Below are 22,004 nucleotides of genomic sequence, written 5' to 3'. Positions count from 1 at the left end.
GGTGTTTGCATGCAATAAGATTTGGTATAAATTTTCTTTATTATAGCCCATTTTCATGCTCCTTTAAATTTTGCTTTTAAAATAAAGCCCTTTAAAATTTCAAACTTTAACCGATAATAGTTCCAACCAAAAGCAAGGATGCCTTTGGGTTTTTTATAACAAGGAGTTACAACAATGGCTTTTCAGGTCAATACAAATATCAATGCGATGAATGCGCATGTGCAATCCGCACTCACTCAAAATGCGCTTAAAACTTCATTGGAGCGATTGAGTTCAGGTTTAAGGATTAATAAAGCGGCTGATGACGCATCAGGCATGACGGTGGCGGATTCTTTGCGTTCACAAGCGAGCAGTTTGGGTCAAGCGATTGCCAACACAAATGACGGCATGGGGATTATCCAGGTTGCGGATAAGGCTATGGATGAGCAGTTAAAAATCTTAGACACCGTTAAGGTTAAAGCGACTCAAGCGGCTCAAGACGGACAAACTACGGAATCTCGTAAAGCGATTCAATCTGACATCGTTCGTTTGATTCAAGGTTTAGATAATATCGGTAACACGACTACTTATAATGGGCAAGCGTTATTGTCTGGTCAATTCACTAACAAAGAATTCCAAGTAGGGGCTTATTCTAACCAAAGCATTAAGGCTTCTATCGGCTCTACCACTTCTGATAAAATTGGTCAGGTTCGTATCGCTACAGGCGCGTTAATCACGGCTTCTGGGGATATTAGCTTGACTTTCAAACAAGTGGATGGCGTGAATGATGTGACTTTAGAGAGCGTGAAAGTCTCTAGTTCAGCAGGCACAGGGATCGGTGTGTTAGCAGAAGTGATCAACAAAAACTCTAACCGAACAGGGGTTAAAGCTTATGCGAGCGTTATCACCACAAGCGATGTGGCGGTCCAGTCAGGAAGTTTGAGTAATTTAACCTTAAACGGGATTCATTTGGGTAATATCGCAGATATTAAGAAAAATGACTCAGACGGACGATTGGTTGCAGCGATCAATGCGGTTACTTCAGAAACCGGTGTGGAAGCTTATACCGATCAAAAAGGGCGCTTGAATTTGCGCAGTATAGATGGTCGTGGGATTGAAATTAAAACCGATAGCGTCAGTAACGGGCCTAGTGCTTTAACGATGGTTAATGGCGGTCAGGATTTAACAAAAGGCTCTACTAACTATGGGAGGCTTTCTCTCACACGATTAGACGCTAAGAGCATCAATGTCGTTTCGGCTTCTGACTCGCAACATTTAGGCTTCACAGCGATTGGTTTTGGGGAATCTCAAGTGGCAGAAACCACGGTGAATTTGCGCGATGTTACTGGGAATTTTAACGCTAATGTCAAATCAGCGAGTGGTGCGAACTATAACGCTGTCATCGCTAGCGGTAATCAAAGCTTGGGATCTGGGGTTACAACCTTAAGAGGTGCGATGGTGGTGATTGATATTGCGGAATCGGCGATGAAAATGTTGGATAAAGTCCGCTCTGATTTAGGTTCTGTGCAAAATCAAATGATTAGCACCGTGAATAACATCAGCATCACTCAAGTGAATGTTAAAGCGGCTGAATCTCAAATCAGGGATGTGGATTTTGCTGAAGAGAGCGCGAATTTCAACAAAAACAACATTTTGGCGCAATCAGGCAGCTATGCGATGAGTCAAGCCAATACCGTTCAACAAAATATCTTAAGGCTTTTAACTTAGTTTTAAGAAAGGTGTTTGTATGGGGCTAACGCTTTAAGCGTTGGCTTTTCGCTTTCATTTTTGCTTCTTTTTCAATAAAATACCCTTTTTTATTTCTCTTTATTATTACAGGCGGTTATTGTGTTGGATAGTTTTGAGATTTTAAAGGCTTTAAAGAGCTTGGATTTATTGAAAAACGCCCCTACTTGGTGGTGGCCTAACGCTTTGAAATTTGAAGCTCTATTAGGGGTGGTTTTAACGCAAAACACTAAATTTGAAGCCGTTTTGAAATCTTTAGAAAATCTAAAAAACGCTTTCATTTTAGAAAATGATGATGAGATTAATCTTAAAAAAATCGCTTATATAGAGTTTTCAAAGCTTGCAGAGTGTGTCCGCCCTAGTGGGTTTTATAACCAAAAAGCCAAACGACTGATTGATTTGAGCAAGAATATTTTAAAAGACTTTCAAAGTTTTGAAAATTTTAAACAAGAAGTGACTAGGGAGTGGCTTTTAGACCAAAAGGGCATTGGCAAAGAAAGCGCGGATGCGATTTTATGCTATGCGTGCGCTAAAGAAGTGATGGTGGTGGATAAATACAGCTATCTTTTTTTAAAAAAATTAGGCATAGAGATAGAAGATTATGACGAATTGCAACATTTTTTTGAAAAAGGCGTTCAAGAGAATTTAAATGCCGCCTTAGCGCTTTATGAAAACACCATTCCTTTAGCGCAACTTTATGCGAGATTCCATGGAAAGATTGTGGAATTTTCCAAACAAAAATGGGAATTAAAACTTTGATTTTTAGATTTTTTTTAATTTTAAGCCTTTTAAAAGGCGTTTTACTGGCCAAAAAGGATGGGAATTTTTTCAAACCTTTAGAGCCTACTAAAAAATATTTTGGCTCTTTTAAAATCGGCTATCTTTATCAGCATGCACATACCATTAAAAGATCCCCCATCCGCCCTAAAAACCGCCCACCTATTTTAATGGATAAAATTTACCATGACGCTTCTTTAGGCTTTCAGGCAGGGTTCGTTTTAAAAAAGAACGCTTTATTAGGGGGGTATTTGGATGCAGGAATGGGCGATTCGTATTTCATGAGCGCTGGGTTTATGGCTGGGGTGAGGCTTTTTAAGGGGTGGGTTATCCCTAAAATCGCCTTAGGCTATCAGCTTCAAATTTTAGGGGCTAAGATTGATAAGTATCAATTCAATATCCAATCAGCGGTGGGGAGTGTGGGCTTGTTTTTCAATGCGGCTAAAAATTTTGGCTTGAGCATAGAAGCAAGGGGTGGTATCCCTTTTTATTTTATCCAAAGCAAATTTTCTAAAGCCTTTGGCACGCCACGATTGAATATCTATTCTGTTGGCATCACATTCACTTTTTATGACTTTACGAGATTTTTAGGGTAAAATATTCATTTTAAAAAATAACTATAGAGTATAAAAACCATAATTAGACAAACCTTTAAGGATTTATGATGATTTTCATTGATGCATGTTTTAGAAAGGAAACGCCTTATACGCCCATTTGGATGATGAGGCAAGCGGGGCGTTACCTTAGCGAATACCAAGAGAGCCGTAAAAAAGCGGGGAGCTTCTTGGAATTGTGTAAAAATAGCGATTTAGCCACAGAAGTTACCCTACAGCCGGTAGAGATTTTAGGCGTGGATGCGGCTATTTTGTTTAGCGATATTTTAGTAGTGCCTTTGGAAATGGGCTTGAATTTGGAATTTATCCCCAAAAAGGGGCCGCATTTTTTAGAGACGATTACGGATTTAAAAAGCGTGGAAAGCCTAAAAGTAGGGGCTTATAAACAACTGAATTATGTCTATGATACGATTTCTCAAACACGCCAAAAACTTTCTAAAGAGAAAGCGTTAATCGGTTTTTGCGGATCGCCTTGGACTTTAGCGACTTACATGATAGAGGGCGAAGGGAGTAAATCGTATGCTAAAAGCAAGAAAATGCTTTATAGCGAGCCTGAAGTTTTAAAAGCGCTTTTAGAAAAATTAAGCCTTGAATTGATAGAGTATTTGAGCCTTCAAATCCAAGCAGGGGTCAATGCGGTGATGATCTTTGACTCATGGGCTAGCGCTTTAGAAAAAGAAGCGTATTTGAAATTCAGTTGGGATTATTTGAAAAAAATCTCTAAAGAGCTTAAAAAACGCTATGCGCATATCCCAGTTATCCTTTTCCCTAAAGGGATTGGCGCTTATTTGGATAGCATAGATGGGGAATTTGATGTGTTTGGCGTGGATTGGGGCACGCCTTTAGAGGTGGCAAAAAAGATTTTGGGCGATAAATATGTTTTGCAAGGGAATTTAGAACCCACGCGCCTTTATAATAAAAACGCTTTAGAAGAAGGGGTTGAAAAGATTCTAAAAGTCATGGGCAATCAGGGGCATATTTTTAATTTAGGGCATGGGATGCTGCCGGATCTGCCTAGAGAAAATGCGAAATATTTAGTGCAATTAGTGCATAATAAAACCAAGCGCTAGGGGGGATTGATGAATACTTTGATAAGATGCATTAGTTTATTAGGTTTATGCACTGCTTTAGCTTTGGCCCAAAGTCCTTCTAAAACCCCAGATGAAATCAAGCAAATTCTTAACAATTATAGCCATAAGAATTTAAGGCTCATTGATCCACCGACAAGTTCTTTAGAAGCGACACCGAGTTTTTTGCCCTCGCCTAAAGAAACAGCGACCACGATCAATCAAGAGATTGCCAAATACCATGAAAAAAGCGATAAGATTGCTTTGGGGCTTTATGAATTGCTTAAAGGGGCTACTTCAAACCTCAGTTTGCAAGCTCAAGAACTCAATGTTAAGCAAGCGATGAAAAACCACACCATCGCCAAAGCGATGTTTTTGCCCACTTTGAATGCGAGTTATAATTTTAAAAATGAAGCTAGGGATACTCCAGAATATAAGCATTATAACACCCAACAACTCCAAGCTCAAGTTACATTGAATGTGTTTAATGGCTTTAGCGATGTGAATAATGTCAAAGAAAAGTCTGCGACTTACCGCTCCAATGTAGCCACTTTAGAATATAACCGCCAAAGCATATTTTTGCAAGTGGTGCAACAATACTATGAGTATTTTAACAACCTCGCTCGCATGATCGCTTTGCAAAAGAAATTAGAGCAAATCAAAACGGACATTAAAAGGGTTACTAAGCTCTATGACAAAGGGCTAACGACGATTGATGATTTGCAAAGCTTGAAAGCGCAAGGGAATTTGAGCGAATATGATATTTTGGATATGCAATTTGCTTTGGAGCAAAACCGCTTGACCTTAGAGTATCTCACTAATCTTAATGTGAAAAATTTGAAAAAGACCACGATTGATGTGCCTAATTTGCAACTAAGAGAAAGGCAGGATTTGGTTTCTTTGAGGGAGCAGATTTCTGCACTCAGATACCAAAACAAGCAACTCAATTATTACCCCAAAATAGATGTGTTTGACTCATGGCTTTTTTGGATCCAAAAACCCGCTTATGCCACAGGGCGTTTTGGGAATTTCTATCCGGGTCAACAAAACACCGCTGGGCTTACTGCGACTTTGAATATTTTTGATGATATAGGCTTGAGTTTGCAAAAGCAATCCATCATGTTAGGCCAATTAGCGAATGAAAAGAATTTAGCCTATAAAAAACTAGAGCAAGAAAAAGACGAACAACTTTACAGAAAGTCGCTTGATATTGCTAGAGCTAAGATTGAATCCTCCAAGGCTAGTTTGGATGCGGCTAACCTTTCTTTTGCCAACATTAAAAGGAAATACGACGCTAATTTAGTGGATTTTACGACCTATTTAAGGGGTTTAACCACGCGCTTTGATGCAGAAGTGGCTTACAATTTAGCGCTCAATAATTACGAAGTGCAAAAAGCCAATTACATTTTCAATAGCGGACACAGAATACAAGATTATGTGCATTAAGGGAATGAAATGATACGAAGAATTTTAATAGGGTTTTTTTTAAGTCTTTTGAGTTTGGAAGCTGGCGAAAAAGTGTATGCAATTTTCAATGTGAAAGCGATGCAAGATTCTAAGCTCACCTTAGATAGCACAGGGATTGTGGATAGCATTAAGGTTACTGAGGGGAGTGTGGTCAAAAAGGGCGATGTCTTGTTGCTTTTGTATAACCAAGACAAGCAAGCCCAAAGCGATTCTACCGAGCAACAACTCATTTTTGCTAAAAAACAATACCAACGATACAGCAAAATTGGGGGTGCGGTGGATAAAAACACTCTAGAGAGTTATGAATTTGCTTATAAACGCTTGGAGTCTGATTACGCTTATTCTATTGCGGTGTTGAATAAAACCATTTTAAGAGCCCCTTTTGATGGCGTGATAGCGAGCAAAAACATTCAAGTGGGCGAAGGAGTGAGCGCTAACAGCACGGTGTTACTGAGATTAGTCAGTCATGCTAGAAAATTAGTCATTGAATTTGATTCCAAATACATTAATGCGGTCAAAGTGGGGGATACTTACACTTATTCTATAGACGGGGATTCCAATAAACATGAAATTAAAATCACTAAGATTTATCCCACCGTTGATGAAAACACACGAAAAGTGAGCGCTGAAGCCCTTTTGCCTAATAACATGGCAGTGGGGCTTTTTGGCGATGGGTTTATCCAAACGAAATAATAGGGTATTTGCATGTATAAAACAGCGATAAATCGTCCTATTACGACCTTAATGTTTGCTTTGGCGATTGTCTTTTTTGGGACTATGGGCTTTAAAAAATTGAGCGTGGCGCTTTTCCCTAAAATTGATATGCCTACGGTGGTGGTTACTACGACTTATCCTGGGGCTAGCGCTGAAATCATAGAAAGTAAGGTAACCGATAAGATTGAAGAAGCGGTGATGGGGATTGATGGGATCAAAAAGGTTACTTCCACAAGCTCTAAAAATGTGAGTATCGTGGTCATTGAATTTGAATTAGAAAAGCCTAATGAAGAAGCCCTAAACGATGTGGTCAATAAAATTTCTTCGGTGCGTTTTGATGACTCCAATATTAAAAAACCCTCCGTGAATAAATTTGATACCGACAGCCAAGCCATTATTTCATTGTTTGTGAGCAGTTCAAGCGTGCCGGCTACGACTTTGAACGATTACGCTAAAAACACCATTAAACCCATGCTCCAAAAAATCAATGGGGTAGGGGGCGTGCAACTCAATGGCTTTAGGGAGCGCCAAATCAGGATCTATGCCGATCCTACTTTGATGAATAAATACAATCTCACTTATGCGGATCTTTTCAGCACGCTTAAAGCGGAGAATGTGGAAATTGATGGGGGGCGCATTGTCAATAGCCAAAGAGAATTGTCAATTTTAATCAATGCGAATAGTTATAGCGTTGCGGATGTAGAAAAAATCCAAGTGGGTAATCATGTGCGCCTTGGCGATATTGCAAAAATTGAAATTGGGTTAGAGGAGGACAACACTTTTGCGAGCTTTAAAGACAAGCCTGGGGTGATTTTAGAAATCCAAAAGATTGCAGGAGCGAATGAAATTGAAATCGTGGATAGGGTGTATGAAGCCTTAAAACACATTCAAGCCATAAGCCCTAACTACGAAATCAAGCCTTTTATGGATACGACAACTTTCATTCGCACTTCTATTGAAGATGTGAAATTTGACCTAGTCTTAGGGGCGATTTTAGCGGTTTTGGTGGTGTTTGTATTCTTGCGTAGCGGGACGATCACTTTAGTTTCAGCGATTTCTATCCCTATTTCTATCATGGGGACTTTTGCACTTATCCAATGGATGGGCTTTTCGCTCAACATGCTCACCATGGTCGCCTTAACTCTGTCTATAGGGATCATTATTGATGATGCGATCGTGGTGATTGAGAATATCCATAAAAAGCTAGAAATGGGCATGAACAAACGCAAAGCAAGCTATGAGGGGGTGAGGGAAATTGGCTTTGCGTTAGTGGCGATTTCAGCGATGTTGCTTTCAGTTTTTGTGCCTATAGGGAACATGAAAGGCATTATCGGGCGCTTTTTTCAAAGCTTTGGGATCACGGTGGCTTTAGCGATCGCTTTGTCGTATGTGGTGGTCGTTACGATTATCCCCATGGTAAGCTCAGTGGTGGTTAATCCTAGGCATTCTCGTTTCTATGTGTGGAGTGAGCCTTTTTTTAAGGCTTTGGAGTCTTATTACACTAAATTACTTCAATGGGTTTTAAACCACAAGCTTATTATATTTATAGCGGTGGTTTTGGTGTTTGTGGGTTCGCTTTTTGTGGCTTCTAAACTCGGCATGGATTTCATGCTTAAAGAAGATAGGGGGAGGTTTCAAGTCTGGCTTAAGGCTAAACCGGGCGTGAGTATAGATTACATGACGCAAAAGAGCAAGATCTTTCAAAAAGCGATTGAAAAATACGATGAAGTGGAATTTACCACCTTACAAGTGGGTTATGGCACGACACAAAACCCTTTTAAAGCGAAGATTTTTGTGCAACTCAAGCCTTTAGAAGAGCGCAAAAAAGAACACCAATTGGGGCAATTTGAGTTGATGAGGGCTTTAAAAAAAGAATTAAGAAGCTTGCCGGAAGCTAAAGATTTAGAAAGCATCAACCTTTCTGAAGTTGCTCTTATAGGCGGTGGTGGGGATAGTTCGCCCTTTCAAACCTATGTGTTCTCCCATTCTCAAGAAGCGGTGGATAAAAGCGTGGCGAATTTGAAGAAATTCTTACTGGAAAGCCCTGAATTAAAAGGCAAGATTGAGAGCTATCACACAAGCACGAGCGAATCGCAACCGCAATTGCAATTAAAAATCTTAAGGCAAAACGCCAACAAATACGGCGTGAGCGCTCAAACCATAGGTTCAGTGGTAAGCTCTGCTTTCTCTGGGACTTCTCAAGCGAGCGTTTTCAAAGAAGATGGTAAAGAATACGACATGATCATTAGAGTGCCTGATGATAAGCGCGTTTCTGTGGAGGATATTAAACGCTTGCAAGTGCGTAACAAATACGATAAATTGATGTTTTTAGACGCTTTAGTGGAAATCACAGAAACCCAAAGCCCATCTAGCATTTCTCGTTATAACCGCCAGCGTAGCGTTACGGTGCTAGCTGAGCCTAACAGGAGCGCGGGCGTTTCTTTGGGCGAAATTTTAACGCAAGTGAGCAAAAATACTAAAGAATGGTTGGTTGAAGGAGCGAATTACAGATTCACCGGTGAAGCGGATAACGCTAAAGAAAGCAATGGGGAGTTTTTGATCGCTTTAGCGACAGCGTTTGTGTTGATTTATATGATTTTAGCGGCGTTGTATGAATCCATTTTAGAGCCTTTTATCATCATGGTTACCATGCCTTTAAGCTTTTCAGGGGCGTTTTTTGCCTTAGGCTTAGCGCACCAGCCTTTGAGCATGTTTTCTATGATAGGCTTGATCTTGCTCATTGGTATGGTGGGTAAAAACGCTACGCTTTTAATTGATGTCGCTAATGAAGAGCGTAAAAAAGGCTTGAACATTCAAGAAGCCATTTTATTTGCCGGCAAAACCCGTCTAAGGCCGATTTTAATGACCACTATTGCGATGGTTTGCGGCATGCTGCCTTTAGCGTTAGCGAGTGGGGATGGATCAGCGATGAAATCCCCTATAGGGATTGCGATGAGTGGGGGCTTGATGATTTCTATGGTGTTAAGCTTACTCATTGTGCCGGTGTTTTATCGTTTGCTCGCTCCCATAGATGACAAACTCAAACGACTTTATCAAAACCAAAAAGCTTTAGAATGAAAAAGATTGTTTTAATTTTGGCTTTAAAAGTGGGTTTGTTAGGGGCGTTTGAGCCTAAAAAAAGCCGTATTTATTTTGGGGCTATGGTGGGTTTAGCCCCTATTAAAATAACCCCAAAACCGGCTAGCGATTCTTCTTATACCGCTTTTTTATGGGGGGCCAAAGGGGGGTATCAATTCGCTTTTTTAAAAGCTTTAGCGCTAAGGGGTGAATTTTCCTACCTCATGGCCATTAAGCCCACAGCGTTTCATACGATTAACACTTCTTTATTGAGTTTAAACATTGATGCATTGAGCGATTTTTACACTTATAAAAAATACAGCTTTGGGGTGTATGGGGGGCTTGGGATAGGGTATTTTTATCAAAACAACCATTTAGGCATGAAAAATAGTTCGTTTATGGGGTATAACGGGCTATTTAATGTGGGGCTTGGCAGCACGATTGACAAACACCACCGCATAGAGCTTGGGGCTAAAATCCCTTTTTCAAAAACCAGAAATTCTTTTAAAAATTCTTATTTTTTAGAGAGCGTTTTTATCCATGCGAGTTATAGTTATGCATTCTAAGGGGAATATGTTGCAAAAAGTAACTAATTAATGGTTGTTGTAAATGAGATTGGTTACTAAATACATAAAAAGGGTTGCGTCGTTTTCTTTTAATTAATACAATGATCTTTTTTGTGGATAGTATTAAGAAATGTAATGATGTAACATGAAAGGGTTCAAAATATGACTTATAGAAGCAGCAAAATAGATTTAAAGAATGAACGCTTTAGTAAAAACCGCTCTTTTAAGGGCATTAAAAAGAAAATCGCTAAAAAATACAAAATCAAAAACTCGCCTTTAATTTCTCATGCATTCAAAACGCATTCAAGCTTTTCTCTCAATAAAAAAATCTTTTTAGGGCTAGGGTTTGTCTCAGCTTTGAGCGCTCAAAGTGAAGATTATAATAGTTCGGTGTATTGGCTAAACAGCGTGAATGAAAATCATAGCAACAAATCTTACTATATCAGTCCTTTACGCACTTGGGCTGGGGGGAGTAGGAATTTCACGCAAAATTATAACAATAGTAAGTTATATATAGGGACAAAAAACGCTTCTGCAACGCCCAATAATAATTCTATATGGTTTGGGGAAAAGGGCTATATCGGTTTTATTACAGGGGTTTTTAAGGCTAAAGATATTTTTATTACAGGCAATGTTGGATCAGGCAATGAATGGAAAACCGGTGGAGGTGCAATACTTGTTTTTGAAAGCTCAAACGAATTAAGCACTAATGGGGCTTATTTTCAAAATAATAGAGCCGGGACGCAAAATTCGTGGATCAATTTGATTTCCAATCATAGCGTGCATTTGACAAACACGAATTTTAGCAACCAAACCCCGCATGGGGGCTTTAATGTTATGGGGCGAAAGATCACTTATAACAGCGGGATTATTAATGGTGGGAATTTTGGCTTTGATAATGTGGATAGTCATGGCACAACCACTATTAGCGGAGTAACTTTTAATGATAATGGCGCGCTCACTTATAAGGGGGGTAATAGCATTGGGGGGAGCATCACTTTCACTAATTCTAATATCAACCATTATAAACTCAATCTTAACGCCAATAGTATTACCTTTAATAACAGCGCTTTAGGGAGCATGCCTAATGGCAACGCTAACACCGTAGGGGAAGCTTATATTCTTAATGCAAGCAATATCACTTTCAATAATTTGACTTTTAATGGGGGTTGGTTTGTTTTTAATAGGCCTGATGCTCATGTTAATTTTCAAGGCACAACCACGATCAATAACCCTACTTCACCCTTTGTCAATATGACCGGTAAAGTTACCATTAACCCTAATGCGATTTTTAACATTCAAAATTACACGCCCACGATAGGGAGTGCTTACACGCTTTTTAGCATGAAAAATGGCAATATCACTTATAATGGTGTGAGTGATTTGTGGAATATTATCAGGCTTAAAAACACACAAGCCACAAAGGACAATAGCAAAAACGCCACTTCCAATAACGACACCCACACTTACCATGTAACCTACAATTTAGGCGGCACGCTCTATCATTTCAGACAAATTTTTAGCCCTAATTCTATTGTTTTACAATCCATTTATTATGGTGCGAACAATATTTATTACACCAATAGCGTGAATATCCATGATAATGTCTTTAATTTAAAAAATATTAATGATGATAGGGCTGATACGATTTTCTATCTTAACGGCTTGAACACTTGGAATTACACTAATGCGAGATTTGCGCAAACCTATGGCGGGAAAAACAGCGCTCTAGTCTTTAACGCTACGACCCCTTGGGCTAATGGCACAAACCCTAAATCCAGTAGCACGGTGCGTTTTGGGGGGTATGAGGGAATTAATTGGGGGAAAACGGGTTATATCACCGGCACTTTCACAGCCGATAGGGTTTATATCACCGGTAACATGATGTCTGGGAATGGCGCTCAAACCGGTGGGGGGGCGACTTTAAATTTTGTGGGCGCGACTGAAATTAATATTTCTGGGGCTGATTTTAAAAACCTAAAAACAACTTCACAAAACTCTTACATGACTTTTATGGCGTTAGGGGATAGCTCTGGGAGCGGTAAAATTAATGTTTTTCAATCTGATTTTTACGACTGGACGAATGGGGGGTATGATTTTACCGGTAATGGCGTTTTTGATAGCGTGAATTTCAATAAGGCTTATTATAAATTTCAAGGGGCTGATAATACTTACACTTTTAAAAACACGAATTTTATAGCCGGGAATTTTAAATTCCAAGGCAAGACCACCATTGAAAATAATTCTGTTTTAGACAATGGCACTTATTCTTTTGAAGGTGTGAATAATGCGTTTAATTCCAGTAAATTTAACCATGGCTCGTTTCATTTTAGCCATGCAGAGCAGACAGACGCTTTTAATAACAACTCGTTTAATGGCGGATTGTTTAGTTTTAACGCCAAACAAGTGGATTTTAGTGGGAACTCGTTTAATGGGGGCGTGTTTGATTTCAACAATACCCCTAAAGCCAATTTTAATAACGACATTTTTAATGTGAATAACCAATTCAAATTGAATGGCCCTCAAACAACTTTTAGTTTCAATAAGGGCGTTGTTTTCAACATGCAAGGGCTTTTGAGTAGCCTAAGCGTGGGCACGACTTATCAATTACTCAACGCTAAAAGCGTGGATTATAAGGATAATAACGCTTTATATCAAATGTTGCGTTGGACTAGCGGAGAAAATCCTAGCGGCACGCTAGTTGATGAGGATAAATCCGCACCAAACAACACTAAAATCTACAATGTCCATTTCACCGATAACGGCTTGACTTACTACATTAAAGAAAATTTTAATAATGGGATCATGCTCACTCGTTTATGCACTCTAGGTTACACGCATTGTGTGAATATCCATGATAATGCGTTTTATCTTAAAAATGTCAATAATAGCGCGAGCGATACCGTGTTCTATCTCAATGGCATGACGACTTGGAAGATCGCTGGCACAGGTGTTTTCACGCAAGATTACAGCGGCGCTAACAGCGTTTTAGTGTTCAACCAAACCACCCCCTTTCTTGATGGGGCGAATCCCGCTTCTAATAGCGTGGTGAGTTTTGGAAAAACTTCAGGGGCTGAATGGGGGCTAGTGGGCTATATTCATGGCGTTTTTAAAGCCAATCAAATTGATATTACCGGCACGATTCGCTCCGGTAATGGCGCTAAAACCGGTGGGGGCGCGACTTTAGTGTTTAACGCTGAAAAGCGTTTGAATATCGCTAACGCTCATTTGAATAGCGATAAAGCCGGTTTGCAAAATTCATGGATGAATTTCATTGTGGATAATGGCAACTTGAATGCAACAAACGCCAATTTTAGCAACCAAACTCCGCATGGAGGCTTTAACCTTAAGGCCAATAATATCACTTGGGATAAAGGCTCTGTGAGTGGAGGGGGGAATTTTGGCGTGGATAACGCCAATAGCAGTGGCACAACCACCATTAGCGGAGTAACTTTCAATAATAACGGCACCTTGATTTATAAGGGGGGTGAAAACAGCGCTGGAAATTCCCTAACCCTAGAAAACAACACTTTCAATTCCTACAATATCAACGCCAAAGCACAAAATCTAATTTTTAACAACAACTCGTTTAATGGCGGGAGCTATTCGTTTAATGACACTAAAAACACCACTTTTAAAGGCACAAACACGCTCATTAACAGCGATCCTTTCAGCCGTCTTCAAGGCTCAATCGCTATTGACAATAATAGTATTTTTAATATTGAAAGGGATTTGACTGACAACACCACCTACACGCTTTTAAGTGGGAATAATATTAAATATAATAATGAAATTTTAGCGGACAATGCTTTTTCAAAAAATTTATGGAATTTAATCCATTATGGTGGCGAACAAGGGACTCTATTAAGAGCGGATAACAACACTTTTTTTGTGCAATTCACCCAAAGCAACGGCCAAAAATTTGTCTTTGAAGAGACTTTTAATCTGGGCTCTATCACTTATAGATACCTTACGCTCAACTCTTCGTCTTTCCACACAGAAGCTGATTCTAAGGATATTTGGAATCAAGTGAGGAAGCAGTTTGATTTCATTCCAGGAAAAACCCCGGTGTGCGTTGGCGTGTGCTATATCGCGCCTTATAAAAATCAAGACCTTATTGGCTCTAGCGCTTTTGCGTGGTCGCTGAACTTTGGGGCTACGGTGGTAGGGACTTTGCTTTTAGGGAGCGCTCAAGAAAAGGCCAATAACAATGGCGGATCTATCTGGTTTGGTAAGAATAATTTGCTGTATTTGCATGGCAATTTCAACGCGACTAATATCTTTTTAACGAATAACTTTAATGTCGGCAACCCTAACGCTGGCGGTGGGGCGACGATTAGTTTTAACGCTGATGAAACCTTGAGTGCTGACGGGTTGGATTACACGAATTTCCAAACCGTGGCTATGGGCTTACAAACCAGCGCGAGCCAGCATTCTTGGGCGAATTTTAATTCCAGGCTTTCTATGGAGATTAAAAACTCTAACTTTAGGGATTTCACATGGGGAGGCTTTAATTTTAACTCAGGGCGTATCGCTTTTGAAAACACCACTTTTAGCGGCTGGACTAATATTAACGGAGCGACTGAGAGCGGCTCATCGTATGTGAATATGGTTGCAAATACGGATTTGATTTTCACTGATTCCATTTTAGGGGGAGGCATTCGCTATGATTTGAAAGCTAATAACATTATTTTCAATAACTCTCAAATCGTCATTGATGTGTCTAAAAATGTGAATCAGTCTTCATTGAATGGGGATGTTACTTTCAATCATTCCAGGCTTTCAGTCAAACCCAACGCTGCTATTAATATTGGGGATAGCCAAACTCAAACGACTTTAGAAAACGCTTCAAGCCTTTCTTTTTATAATAATAGCGTGGCGAATTTTAACGGCACAACCGCTTTTAATGGGGTGTCTTATTTGAACTTGAACCCTAACGCTCAATTAAGCTTCAATCAAGCGAATTTCAATAACGCTAATGTAACCTTTTATGGCATCCCGCTATTTGGTAAAACGCCTGATTTTGGCAACTCTGCACGCCTGATTAATTTCAAAGGGAATACGAATTTCAATCAAGCCACGCTCAATTTAAGGGCTAAAAATATCCATATCAATTTCCAAGGCGCTTCCACTTTTGAAAATAACTCTACGATGAATCTAGCTGAAAGTTCCCAAGCGAGCTTTAACGCTCTCAAAGTGGAAGGGGAAACGAATTTCAACCTCAATAACTCAAGCTTGTTGAATTTCAATGGTGATAGCGTTTTTAACGCTCCTGTGAATTTTTACGCTAATAATTCTCAAATTTCTTTCACTAAATTAGCGACCTTTAATGCAGACGCTTCATTTGATTTAAGCAACAACAGCACCCTGAATTTTCAAAGCGTTCTTTTAAATGGCGCTCTAAACCTTTTAGGCAATGGCGCTAACGCTCTAGCTATTAATGCAAGCGGGAATTTCAGCTTTGGATCTCAAGGCGTTTTGAATCTGTCTAATGTGAATTTGTTTGATGCAAAAAACAAGCCCTTAGTTTATAATATTTTACAAGCTCAAAACATTCAGGGTTTGATGGGGAATAACGGCTATGAGAAGATCCGTTTTTATGGCATACAGATTGACAAGGCTGATTACTCATTTAATAACGGCGTTCATTCGTGGAGATTCACTAACCCGCTCAACACAACTGAAACGATTACAGAAACCTTGCATAACAACCGCTTGAAAGTACAGATCTCTCAAAACGGTGCTTCTAATAATGAAATGTTTAATCTCGCTCCTAGCTTGTATTTTTACCAAAAAAACCCTTATGATGAAAGCTCTAATTCCTATAATCACACAAGCGATAAAGCCGGCACTTATTATTTGACAAGCAATATCAAAGGCTTTAATCAAAACAATAAAACACCTGGGACTTATAACGCGCAAAACCAACCCTTACAAGCCTTACACATTTACAATCAGGCTATCACTAAGCAGGATTTAAGCGTGATCGCTAGTTTGGGTAAGGAGTTTTTGCCTAAAATAGCCAATCTTTTATCTTCAGGGGCTTTAGACAATCTCAATCTCAATAGCCCGAATGGTTTTGAAACTCTTTTTGATATTTTAAAGAAATATGGTATTGCTTTAAACCAAGCAAATTGGAAGAGCTTATTGGGTATTATCAATAATTTTTCCAATACGGCTAATTATGATTTCTCTCAAGGCAATCTCGTTGTAGGGGCGATCAAAGAAGGGCAAACGAACACGAATAGCGTGGTGTGGTTTGGAGGCGAAGGCTATAAAGAGCCATGTACGGTTGGGGATAACACTTGCCAGATGTTTAGGCAGACTAATTTAGGGCAATTGCTCCATTCTAGCGCGCCTTATTTAGGCTACATTAACGCTAATTTTAGGGCTAAAAACATCTACATTACCGGAACCATCGGCAGCGGGAACGCTTGGGGGAGCGGAGGGAGCGCGAATGTGTCTTTTGAAAGCGGCACTAATTTGGTGCTTAATCAAGCCAATATTGACGCTCAAGGGACTGATAAAATCTTTTCTTATCTAGGGCAAGGTGGCATTGAAAAGCTTTTTGGAGAAAAAGGCTTAGCGAATGCGCTTTCTAATATTGTTTATGAAGAGAGCTTGAATGATAACGCTATCCCCAAAGATTTAGCCAACATGATCCCTAAAGATTTTGGATCTAAGACTTTAAACTCCTTGCTTGGCCCTGATGAGGTGAGCAGCCTTTTAGGCGTGAGCGCTTTTAAAAACGCGATCATGGAAATTTTAAATTCTAAAACGGTGGGCGATGTTTTTGGTGAAAACGGGCTTTTAAACGCGCTTGATCCGGTTAAAAGAAAAGAAATTGATCAAATGCTTTTAGAGCAAATCCAAGCCCATTCTTCAGGGTTTGAAAAATTCATCGTTAAAACTTTAGGGATTGAAAATGTAGAGAATTTCATCAATAACTGGTATGGCAAGCAAAGCTTGAGTTCTTTTGCCAATAATTTTGTGCCTGGAGGCTTAAATCAAGCCCTGGATAAAATAGGCTCTAGCTCTGATGCCAAAGACTTACAGAGTTTCTTGGACAAAACGACTTTTGGGGATATTCTCAATCAAATGATTAATCAAGCCCCCCTAATCAATAAGCTCATTTCTTGGCTCGGCCCACAAGATTTGAGCGTGTTAGTCAATATCGCTTTAAATAGCATCACTAACCCCAGCGAAGAGCTAACTAACACTATTTCTAGCATAGGTGAAAAAGCGTTAAATGACTTATTAGGCGAAGGCGTAGTGAATAAAATCATGAGCAATCAAGTCTTAGGGCAAATGATCAATAAAATCGTCGCTGATAAGGGATTAGGAGGCGTTTATCATCAAGGTTTGGGATCCATACTGCCTCAATCTTTACAAAAAGAATTGGAACAATTTGGCTTGGGATCTTTACTAGGCTCTAGAGGATTACACAATCTCTGGCAAAAAGGGAATTTTAATTTCGTGGCTAAAGATTATTTATTTACTAATAACAGCTCGTTTAGTAACGCCACAGGGGGAGAATTGAATTTTGTGGCGGGCAAGTCCATTATTTTTAATGGGAAAAATACGATTAATTTCACGCAATATCAGGGCAGGCTTTCATTTATTTCTCAAGATTTTTCTAACATTTCATTAGATACCTTAAACGCTACCAATGGTTTAATTCTTAACGCGCCACGAAACGATATTAGCGTTCAAAAAGGTCAAATTTGCGTGAATGTTTTAGATTGCATGGGCGAGAAAAAAGCTCATTCTTCAAGCGCGACAACCCCAACCGATGAAACGCTAGAAGTGAATGCGAATAATTTCGCTTTCTTAGGAACCATTAAGGCTAATGGATTAGTGGATTTTTCACAAGTTTTGCAAAATACCACGATCGGGACTTTGGATTTGGGGTCAAACGCTACTTTTAAAGCGAATAATTTGATCGTGAATAACGCTTTTAATAATAACTCTAATTACAGGGCTAATATCAGCGGTAATTTCAATGTGGCCAAGGGTGCAACTTTTAGCACGAATGAAAATGGTTTGAATGTGGGGGGGAATTTTAATAGTGAAGGGCCATTAATCTTTAATCTTGACAATAAAACCCATCAAACGATTATCAATGTAACTGGCACTTCCACGATCATGTCTTATAACAATCAAGCCTTAATCAACTTTAACACCCAACTCAAGCAAGGCGCTTATACGCTTATTAACGCTAATCGCATGGTTTATGGCTATGATAATCAAACGATTCTTGGGGGGAGCTTGAGCGATTACCTCAAACTTTACACTCTCATTGATTTTAACGGCAAACGCATGCAATTGAATGGCGATTCACTAAGCTATGACAACCAACCGGTCAATATCAAAGATGGGGGTCTTGTGGTGAGCTTTAAAGACAATCAAGGGCAAATGGTGTATTCATCTATCCTTTATGATAAGGTTCAAGTTAGCGTCTCTGATAAGCCCATGGATGTTCATGCCCCTAGTTTGGAATACTATATCCAGCGTATTCAAGGTAGCGGAGGTTTGAATGCGATCAAATCTGCGGGCAATAATTCCATTCTGTGGTTGAATGAGCTTTTTGTGGCTAAGGGGGGTAATCCCTTGTTCGCTCCTTATTATTTGCAAGACAATCCCACTGAACACATTGTTACTTTAATGAAAGATATTACCAGCGCTTTAGGCATGCTTTCTAAACCCAATCTTAAAAACAATTCCACCGATGCTTTACAGCTCAACACTTACACGCAACAAATGAGCCGTTTAGCCAAGCTTTCTAATTTCGCTTCCTTTGATTCAACGGATTTTAGCGAACGCTTGAGCAGCCTTAAAAACCAAAGATTTGCTGATGCGATCCCTAATGCGATGGATGTGATTTTAAAATACTCTCAAAGGGATAAATTAAAAAACAACCTTTGGGCGACCGGCGTTGGGGGCGTGAGCTTTGTGGAAAATGGCATAGGAACGCTCTATGGTGTTAATGTGGGCTATGACAGATTCATTAAGGGGGTGATTGTTGGAGGGTATGCGGCTTATGGGTATAGCGGGTTTTATGAACGCATCACTAATTCTAAATCCGATAATGTGGATGTGGGCTTGTATGCGAGGGCTTTCATTAAAAAGAGCGAGCTGACTTTTAGCGTCAATGAAACTTGGGGGGCTAATAAAACCCAAATCAGCTCCAACGACACTCTGCTTTCTATGATCAATCAGTCTTATAAATACAGCACATGGACGACGAACGCAAAAGTCAATTACGGGTATGATTTCATGTTTAAAAACAAAAGCATCATTTTAAAACCTCAAATTGGTTTAAGGTATTACTATATTGGCATGACCGGTTTAGATGGAGTGATGGATAACGCGCTTTATAACCAGTTTAAAGCGAACGCCGATCCGTCTAAAAAATCCGTTTTAACGATTGATCTTGCTTTGGAGAACCGCCATTATTTCAACACAAACTCTTATTTTTATGCGATTGGCGGCGTTGGTAGGGATTTGCTTGTGAGGTCTATGGGAGATAAATTGGTGCGTTTCATTGGCAACAACACTTTGAGTTACAGAAAAGGTGAGCTTTACAACACTTTTGCGAGCATCACTACAGGTGGGGAAGTGAGGTTGTTTAAAAACTTTTATGCGAATGCTGGGGTGGGGGCTAGGTTTGGATTGGATTACAAAATGATCAACATTACCGGGAATATTGGAATGCGTTTAGCGTTTTAAAAGTAAGGGGCTTACCCCTTTTTGAGCCATTAAATGAATCAATGGTGGGATTAAGGATTTAACGCATGCGTTCTTTTGGTGTTAGTAACATGCGATTAGCGCTTAGTAAAAATAAAATAATGCCACCAATAATGAAAAATGTTGAAGTTGCTAAAACCAGTATAGTATCAATCCCTTGAAAAGCTTTGATTAGAAGTTGATTAAGGTAGTAAAAAATAGATGTTTTGATAAATAATTGACCAATATTAGGTAGGTATTCTAAAGGAACAAAAACATTACAAGACATTAGTGCATAGAGATTGATGATATTACAAAATCCTAAGATGCTTTGTTCGTTTTGAAAGATTCTGGCTACAAAAATTGCCAAGCAAAAACAAAACAATGCGCTTGAAAAAACACTAATAAACCCCAAAATAAGCACTTGAAAATTAAGAATAGTGATGATATTGAGCGCATAAAAAGAGAGAACAATAAAGATAAAAGCATATAGGATTACAACGATTAGTCTTGAAGCGATTAATGCTAGAGTTATTTGTTTGAAAGTTGCTGGTGATAGCATGTAGAACAAGAATATATTATGCGATCTAGAGCTTGTTATAGCTTGTGTGAGACCAAAGATCGCGCTAGAAATAATAAGGAGTCCCATTAGACCTATAATGTTATTAAAGTAAAAAATTTCAGTGGTATTTTTTGAAAAAACAAAAATTAGTAATAGGAGCATTAAAATAGGATAAATAAAAGTCCAAAATAGCGCACTTGTATTGGTGAGATAAGATTTGATTTCAAGTTTTAGGATAGATAGAATTGCTCCCATTAAATATCCTTTAGTAATGCTAATAAGTCTTTTGTAGTTGGTTTTTCTTTAAAGTTAAAAGTTTTAGCTACAGATTTTAATATGGAATTTAAAGGTTTGTATTGAGCAATGTTGCCATTCTTAAGGAACAATACCCATTCGCAACTATCTAAGACAATAGGATCATGAGTGGCGATGATACTTGTAAGTTGTTGGGTGTTGCGCAAGCTTATGAGATTTGATAGTCTTATAAGAGCGTTTTGTTCTAAACTGGTTTCTGGTTCATCCATAATAATTAATTGGGGGTGGTGGCTAAGAGCTAAGTCAATCTTTAAGCGCTGTTTTTGTCCATCGCTTAAGTGTTCGTAGGTTTTATTCAAAAGATTTTTTTCAAATAGATTTGGAGTGCAGTTTTTGTGAAAAAATTGATAGAATTTAAAAAGGTCGTTTGCGTTTAATCCAGGTGGGTAGTTGAATAGGTTAGAGACAACTCCCAATTGTTTGCGTTGTGGTATAACATTGTCGTGGTATGGAATATTATTGTTTTGTGCTTTAAAATTATAGTCTGATCTAATGCCTAGAATAGTGTTGATAAGCGTTGATTTTCCAGCACCATTTGTGCCAATAATGGCTGTACTAGTATGACTTTTAAATGAAAAATCTTGTATATTTAAAGCGTTTTTAAACATGGTTTTTGGGTGTATGCTGATGTTAGAAATCATAAAATCCCCTTATATAGAAATGAGTTAAAATCCTATTTAGGGTTATTATATTCAAATGATGGTTTTATTTAGTGCAGTATTACTAAAAAAATTAACCGATTTTTGTTAAAACGAGCCAAAAGCGTTACTGACAGACACGATTTAAGCGAGTGAAACGACTTTTTAACTAAAAGCTAAATAAAACAACGGACAAAGTCAAGGCTTTAAATAAGAAAGACCCTAAAAAGCTAAAGAAACGGAGCTTTTGATTTTCCATTCTCAAAACCCTAAATACCCTTTCGTTTTTTGTCCGTTATTAGTTTATGGGTGTTTTAACATATAAAATTCCAACGCTTTTTCAAAGAGAAGCGAGCGATTAGGAAAACCTTTCTCTTTCATGTATTCATCCACTTTAGCCATAAAACTGGGCGAAAGTAAAACGCTGTGATTGATTCTTCGCTCTTTGCTTGTTTTTTCTTCGTATTCTATCTCTTCTATTTCAGCTAACAAACTCGGCGAAAGCGAAATGTTAAAACTGCTCCTTCGTTCGCTGCTCACTTTTATTTCTGCTTCTAATTCGGCTAATTCGGTTAGCAACCTTTTGCGTTTGGCTTGTAAAGCCTGAACGGTCGTGTGCGCTTTATGGTGTTCCATCATTGCTCCTTAAAATATCTTTATTTTTCGCATTCTACTATAAAATAGGATTTTGTGAGTAAATTCATTAAGAATGAAAATTGGAATTTTTCTTTAGAATTTAACCGAGTGTTAAACAT

General features: G+C 38.8%; 12 protein-coding genes and 1 pseudogene. 9 read left to right on the top strand and 4 right to left on the bottom strand.

The genetic code is table 11. The annotated features are described in order from the left end of the window. The first annotated feature begins 174 nt into the window (after positions 1-174). The 9 genes from QU01_RS05135 (at position 175) to QU01_RS05095 (ending at position 19,737) form a co-directional block, all read left to right on the top strand. Positions 175-1,707 carry a flagellin A gene (locus QU01_RS05135; RefSeq protein WP_000885496.1) on the top strand — a complete coding sequence of 511 codons (1,533 nt, stop codon included), beginning with the start codon at positions 175-177 and terminating at the stop codon, positions 1,705-1,707. Between the two features lie 120 nt (positions 1,708-1,827). Next, a complete protein-coding gene (locus QU01_RS05130; RefSeq protein ID WP_033762696.1) occupies positions 1,828-2,484 on the top strand; it encodes a 3-methyladenine DNA glycosylase in 657 nt (218 codons plus the stop codon). Then, positions 2,481-3,098, top strand: a complete 618-nt coding sequence (locus QU01_RS05125) for a hypothetical protein (RefSeq protein ID WP_033762702.1) — start codon at positions 2,481-2,483, stop codon at positions 3,096-3,098. The genes QU01_RS05130 and QU01_RS05125 overlap by 4 nt, the downstream gene beginning before the upstream one ends. Positions 3,099-3,166: 68 nt before the next feature. Next, on the top strand, positions 3,167-4,186 hold the full coding sequence (hemE, locus tag QU01_RS05120) for a uroporphyrinogen decarboxylase (RefSeq protein WP_033762695.1): 1,020 nt from the start codon (positions 3,167-3,169) through the stop codon (positions 4,184-4,186). A 9-nt stretch (positions 4,187-4,195) separates the two neighbouring features. Beyond that, complete coding sequence (hefA, locus tag QU01_RS05115; protein ID WP_033762692.1) at positions 4,196-5,629, top strand: efflux RND transporter outer membrane subunit HefA; 1,434 nt, start codon at positions 4,196-4,198, stop codon at positions 5,627-5,629. Positions 5,630-5,638: 9 nt separating this feature from the next. After that, positions 5,639-6,343 carry an efflux RND transporter periplasmic adaptor subunit HefB gene (hefB, locus tag QU01_RS05110; protein ID WP_033762691.1) on the top strand — a complete coding sequence of 235 codons (705 nt, stop codon included), beginning with the start codon at positions 5,639-5,641 and terminating at the stop codon, positions 6,341-6,343. Between the two features lie 12 nt (positions 6,344-6,355). Then, positions 6,356-9,442: an efflux RND transporter permease subunit HefC gene (gene hefC / locus QU01_RS05105; RefSeq protein WP_033763541.1), complete on the top strand. Its 3,087-nt coding sequence runs from the start codon at positions 6,356-6,358 to the stop codon at positions 9,440-9,442. Beyond that, positions 9,439-10,008 (top strand): outer membrane beta-barrel protein, encoded by a 570-nt coding sequence (locus tag QU01_RS05100; RefSeq protein ID WP_033762689.1) that lies wholly within the window; start codon positions 9,439-9,441, stop codon positions 10,006-10,008. Before hefC ends, QU01_RS05100 begins: the two co-directional genes overlap by 4 nt. A gap of 162 nt (positions 10,009-10,170) precedes the next feature. Beyond that, positions 10,171-19,737: a vacuolating cytotoxin domain-containing protein gene (locus tag QU01_RS05095; RefSeq protein ID WP_033762688.1), complete on the top strand. Its 9,567-nt coding sequence runs from the start codon at positions 10,171-10,173 to the stop codon at positions 19,735-19,737. Between the two features lie 58 nt (positions 19,738-19,795). Here the strand turns inward: QU01_RS05095 and QU01_RS05090 are convergent, their stop codons facing one another. The 4 genes and pseudogenes from QU01_RS05090 to QU01_RS05080 form a co-directional block, all read right to left on the bottom strand. After that, the gene (locus QU01_RS05090) at positions 19,796-20,551 is read right to left on the bottom strand and encodes an ABC transporter permease (protein ID WP_033762687.1); all 756 of its coding nucleotides are present in this window, start codon (positions 20,549-20,551) and stop codon (positions 19,796-19,798) included. Beyond that, the gene (locus QU01_RS05085) at positions 20,551-21,252 is read right to left on the bottom strand and encodes an ATP-binding cassette domain-containing protein (protein WP_000625011.1); all 702 of its coding nucleotides are present in this window, start codon (positions 21,250-21,252) and stop codon (positions 20,551-20,553) included. Before QU01_RS05085 ends, QU01_RS05090 begins: the two co-directional genes overlap by 1 nt. 68 nt (positions 21,253-21,320) lie before the next feature. After that, positions 21,321-21,508, bottom strand: a pseudogene (locus QU01_RS08510) (hypothetical protein). 44 nt (positions 21,509-21,552) lie between these two features. Beyond that, entirely contained in the window at positions 21,553-21,885 is a 333-nt protein-coding gene (locus QU01_RS05080; RefSeq protein ID WP_033762686.1) for a hypothetical protein, read from the bottom strand. Positions 21,886-22,004 lie beyond the last annotated feature (119 nt).

It is taken from the genome of Helicobacter pylori SA221C, from assembly GCF_000476855.1.
GTDB classification, from domain to species: Bacteria; Campylobacterota; Campylobacteria; order Campylobacterales; family Helicobacteraceae; genus Helicobacter; species Helicobacter pylori_DK.
This window is presented reverse-complemented; position numbering and strand designations above follow the sequence as displayed.

Bases quoted from the DNA above. Each gene is read 5' to 3' on its own strand.
- QU01_RS05135 (WP_000885496.1), top strand. From the start codon at position 175: ATGGCTTTTCAGGTCAATACAAATATCAATGCGATGAATGCGCATGTG.
- hemE (WP_033762695.1), top strand. From the start codon at position 3,167: ATGATTTTCATTGATGCATGTTTTAGAAAGGAAACGCCTTATACGCCC.
- hefA (WP_033762692.1), top strand. From the start codon at position 4,196: ATGAATACTTTGATAAGATGCATTAGTTTATTAGGTTTATGCACTGCT.
- hefB (WP_033762691.1), top strand. From the start codon at position 5,639: ATGATACGAAGAATTTTAATAGGGTTTTTTTTAAGTCTTTTGAGTTTG.
- hefC (WP_033763541.1), top strand. From the start codon at position 6,356: ATGTATAAAACAGCGATAAATCGTCCTATTACGACCTTAATGTTTGCT.
- QU01_RS05100 (WP_033762689.1), top strand. From the start codon at position 9,439: ATGAAAAAGATTGTTTTAATTTTGGCTTTAAAAGTGGGTTTGTTAGGG.
- QU01_RS05095 (WP_033762688.1), top strand. From the start codon at position 10,171: ATGACTTATAGAAGCAGCAAAATAGATTTAAAGAATGAACGCTTTAGT.
- QU01_RS05090 (WP_033762687.1), bottom strand. From the start codon at position 20,551: ATGGGAGCAATTCTATCTATCCTAAAACTTGAAATCAAATCTTATCTC.
- QU01_RS05085 (WP_000625011.1), bottom strand. From the start codon at position 21,252: ATGATTTCTAACATCAGCATACACCCAAAAACCATGTTTAAAAACGCT.
- QU01_RS05080 (WP_033762686.1), bottom strand. From the start codon at position 21,885: ATGGAACACCATAAAGCGCACACGACCGTTCAGGCTTTACAAGCCAAA.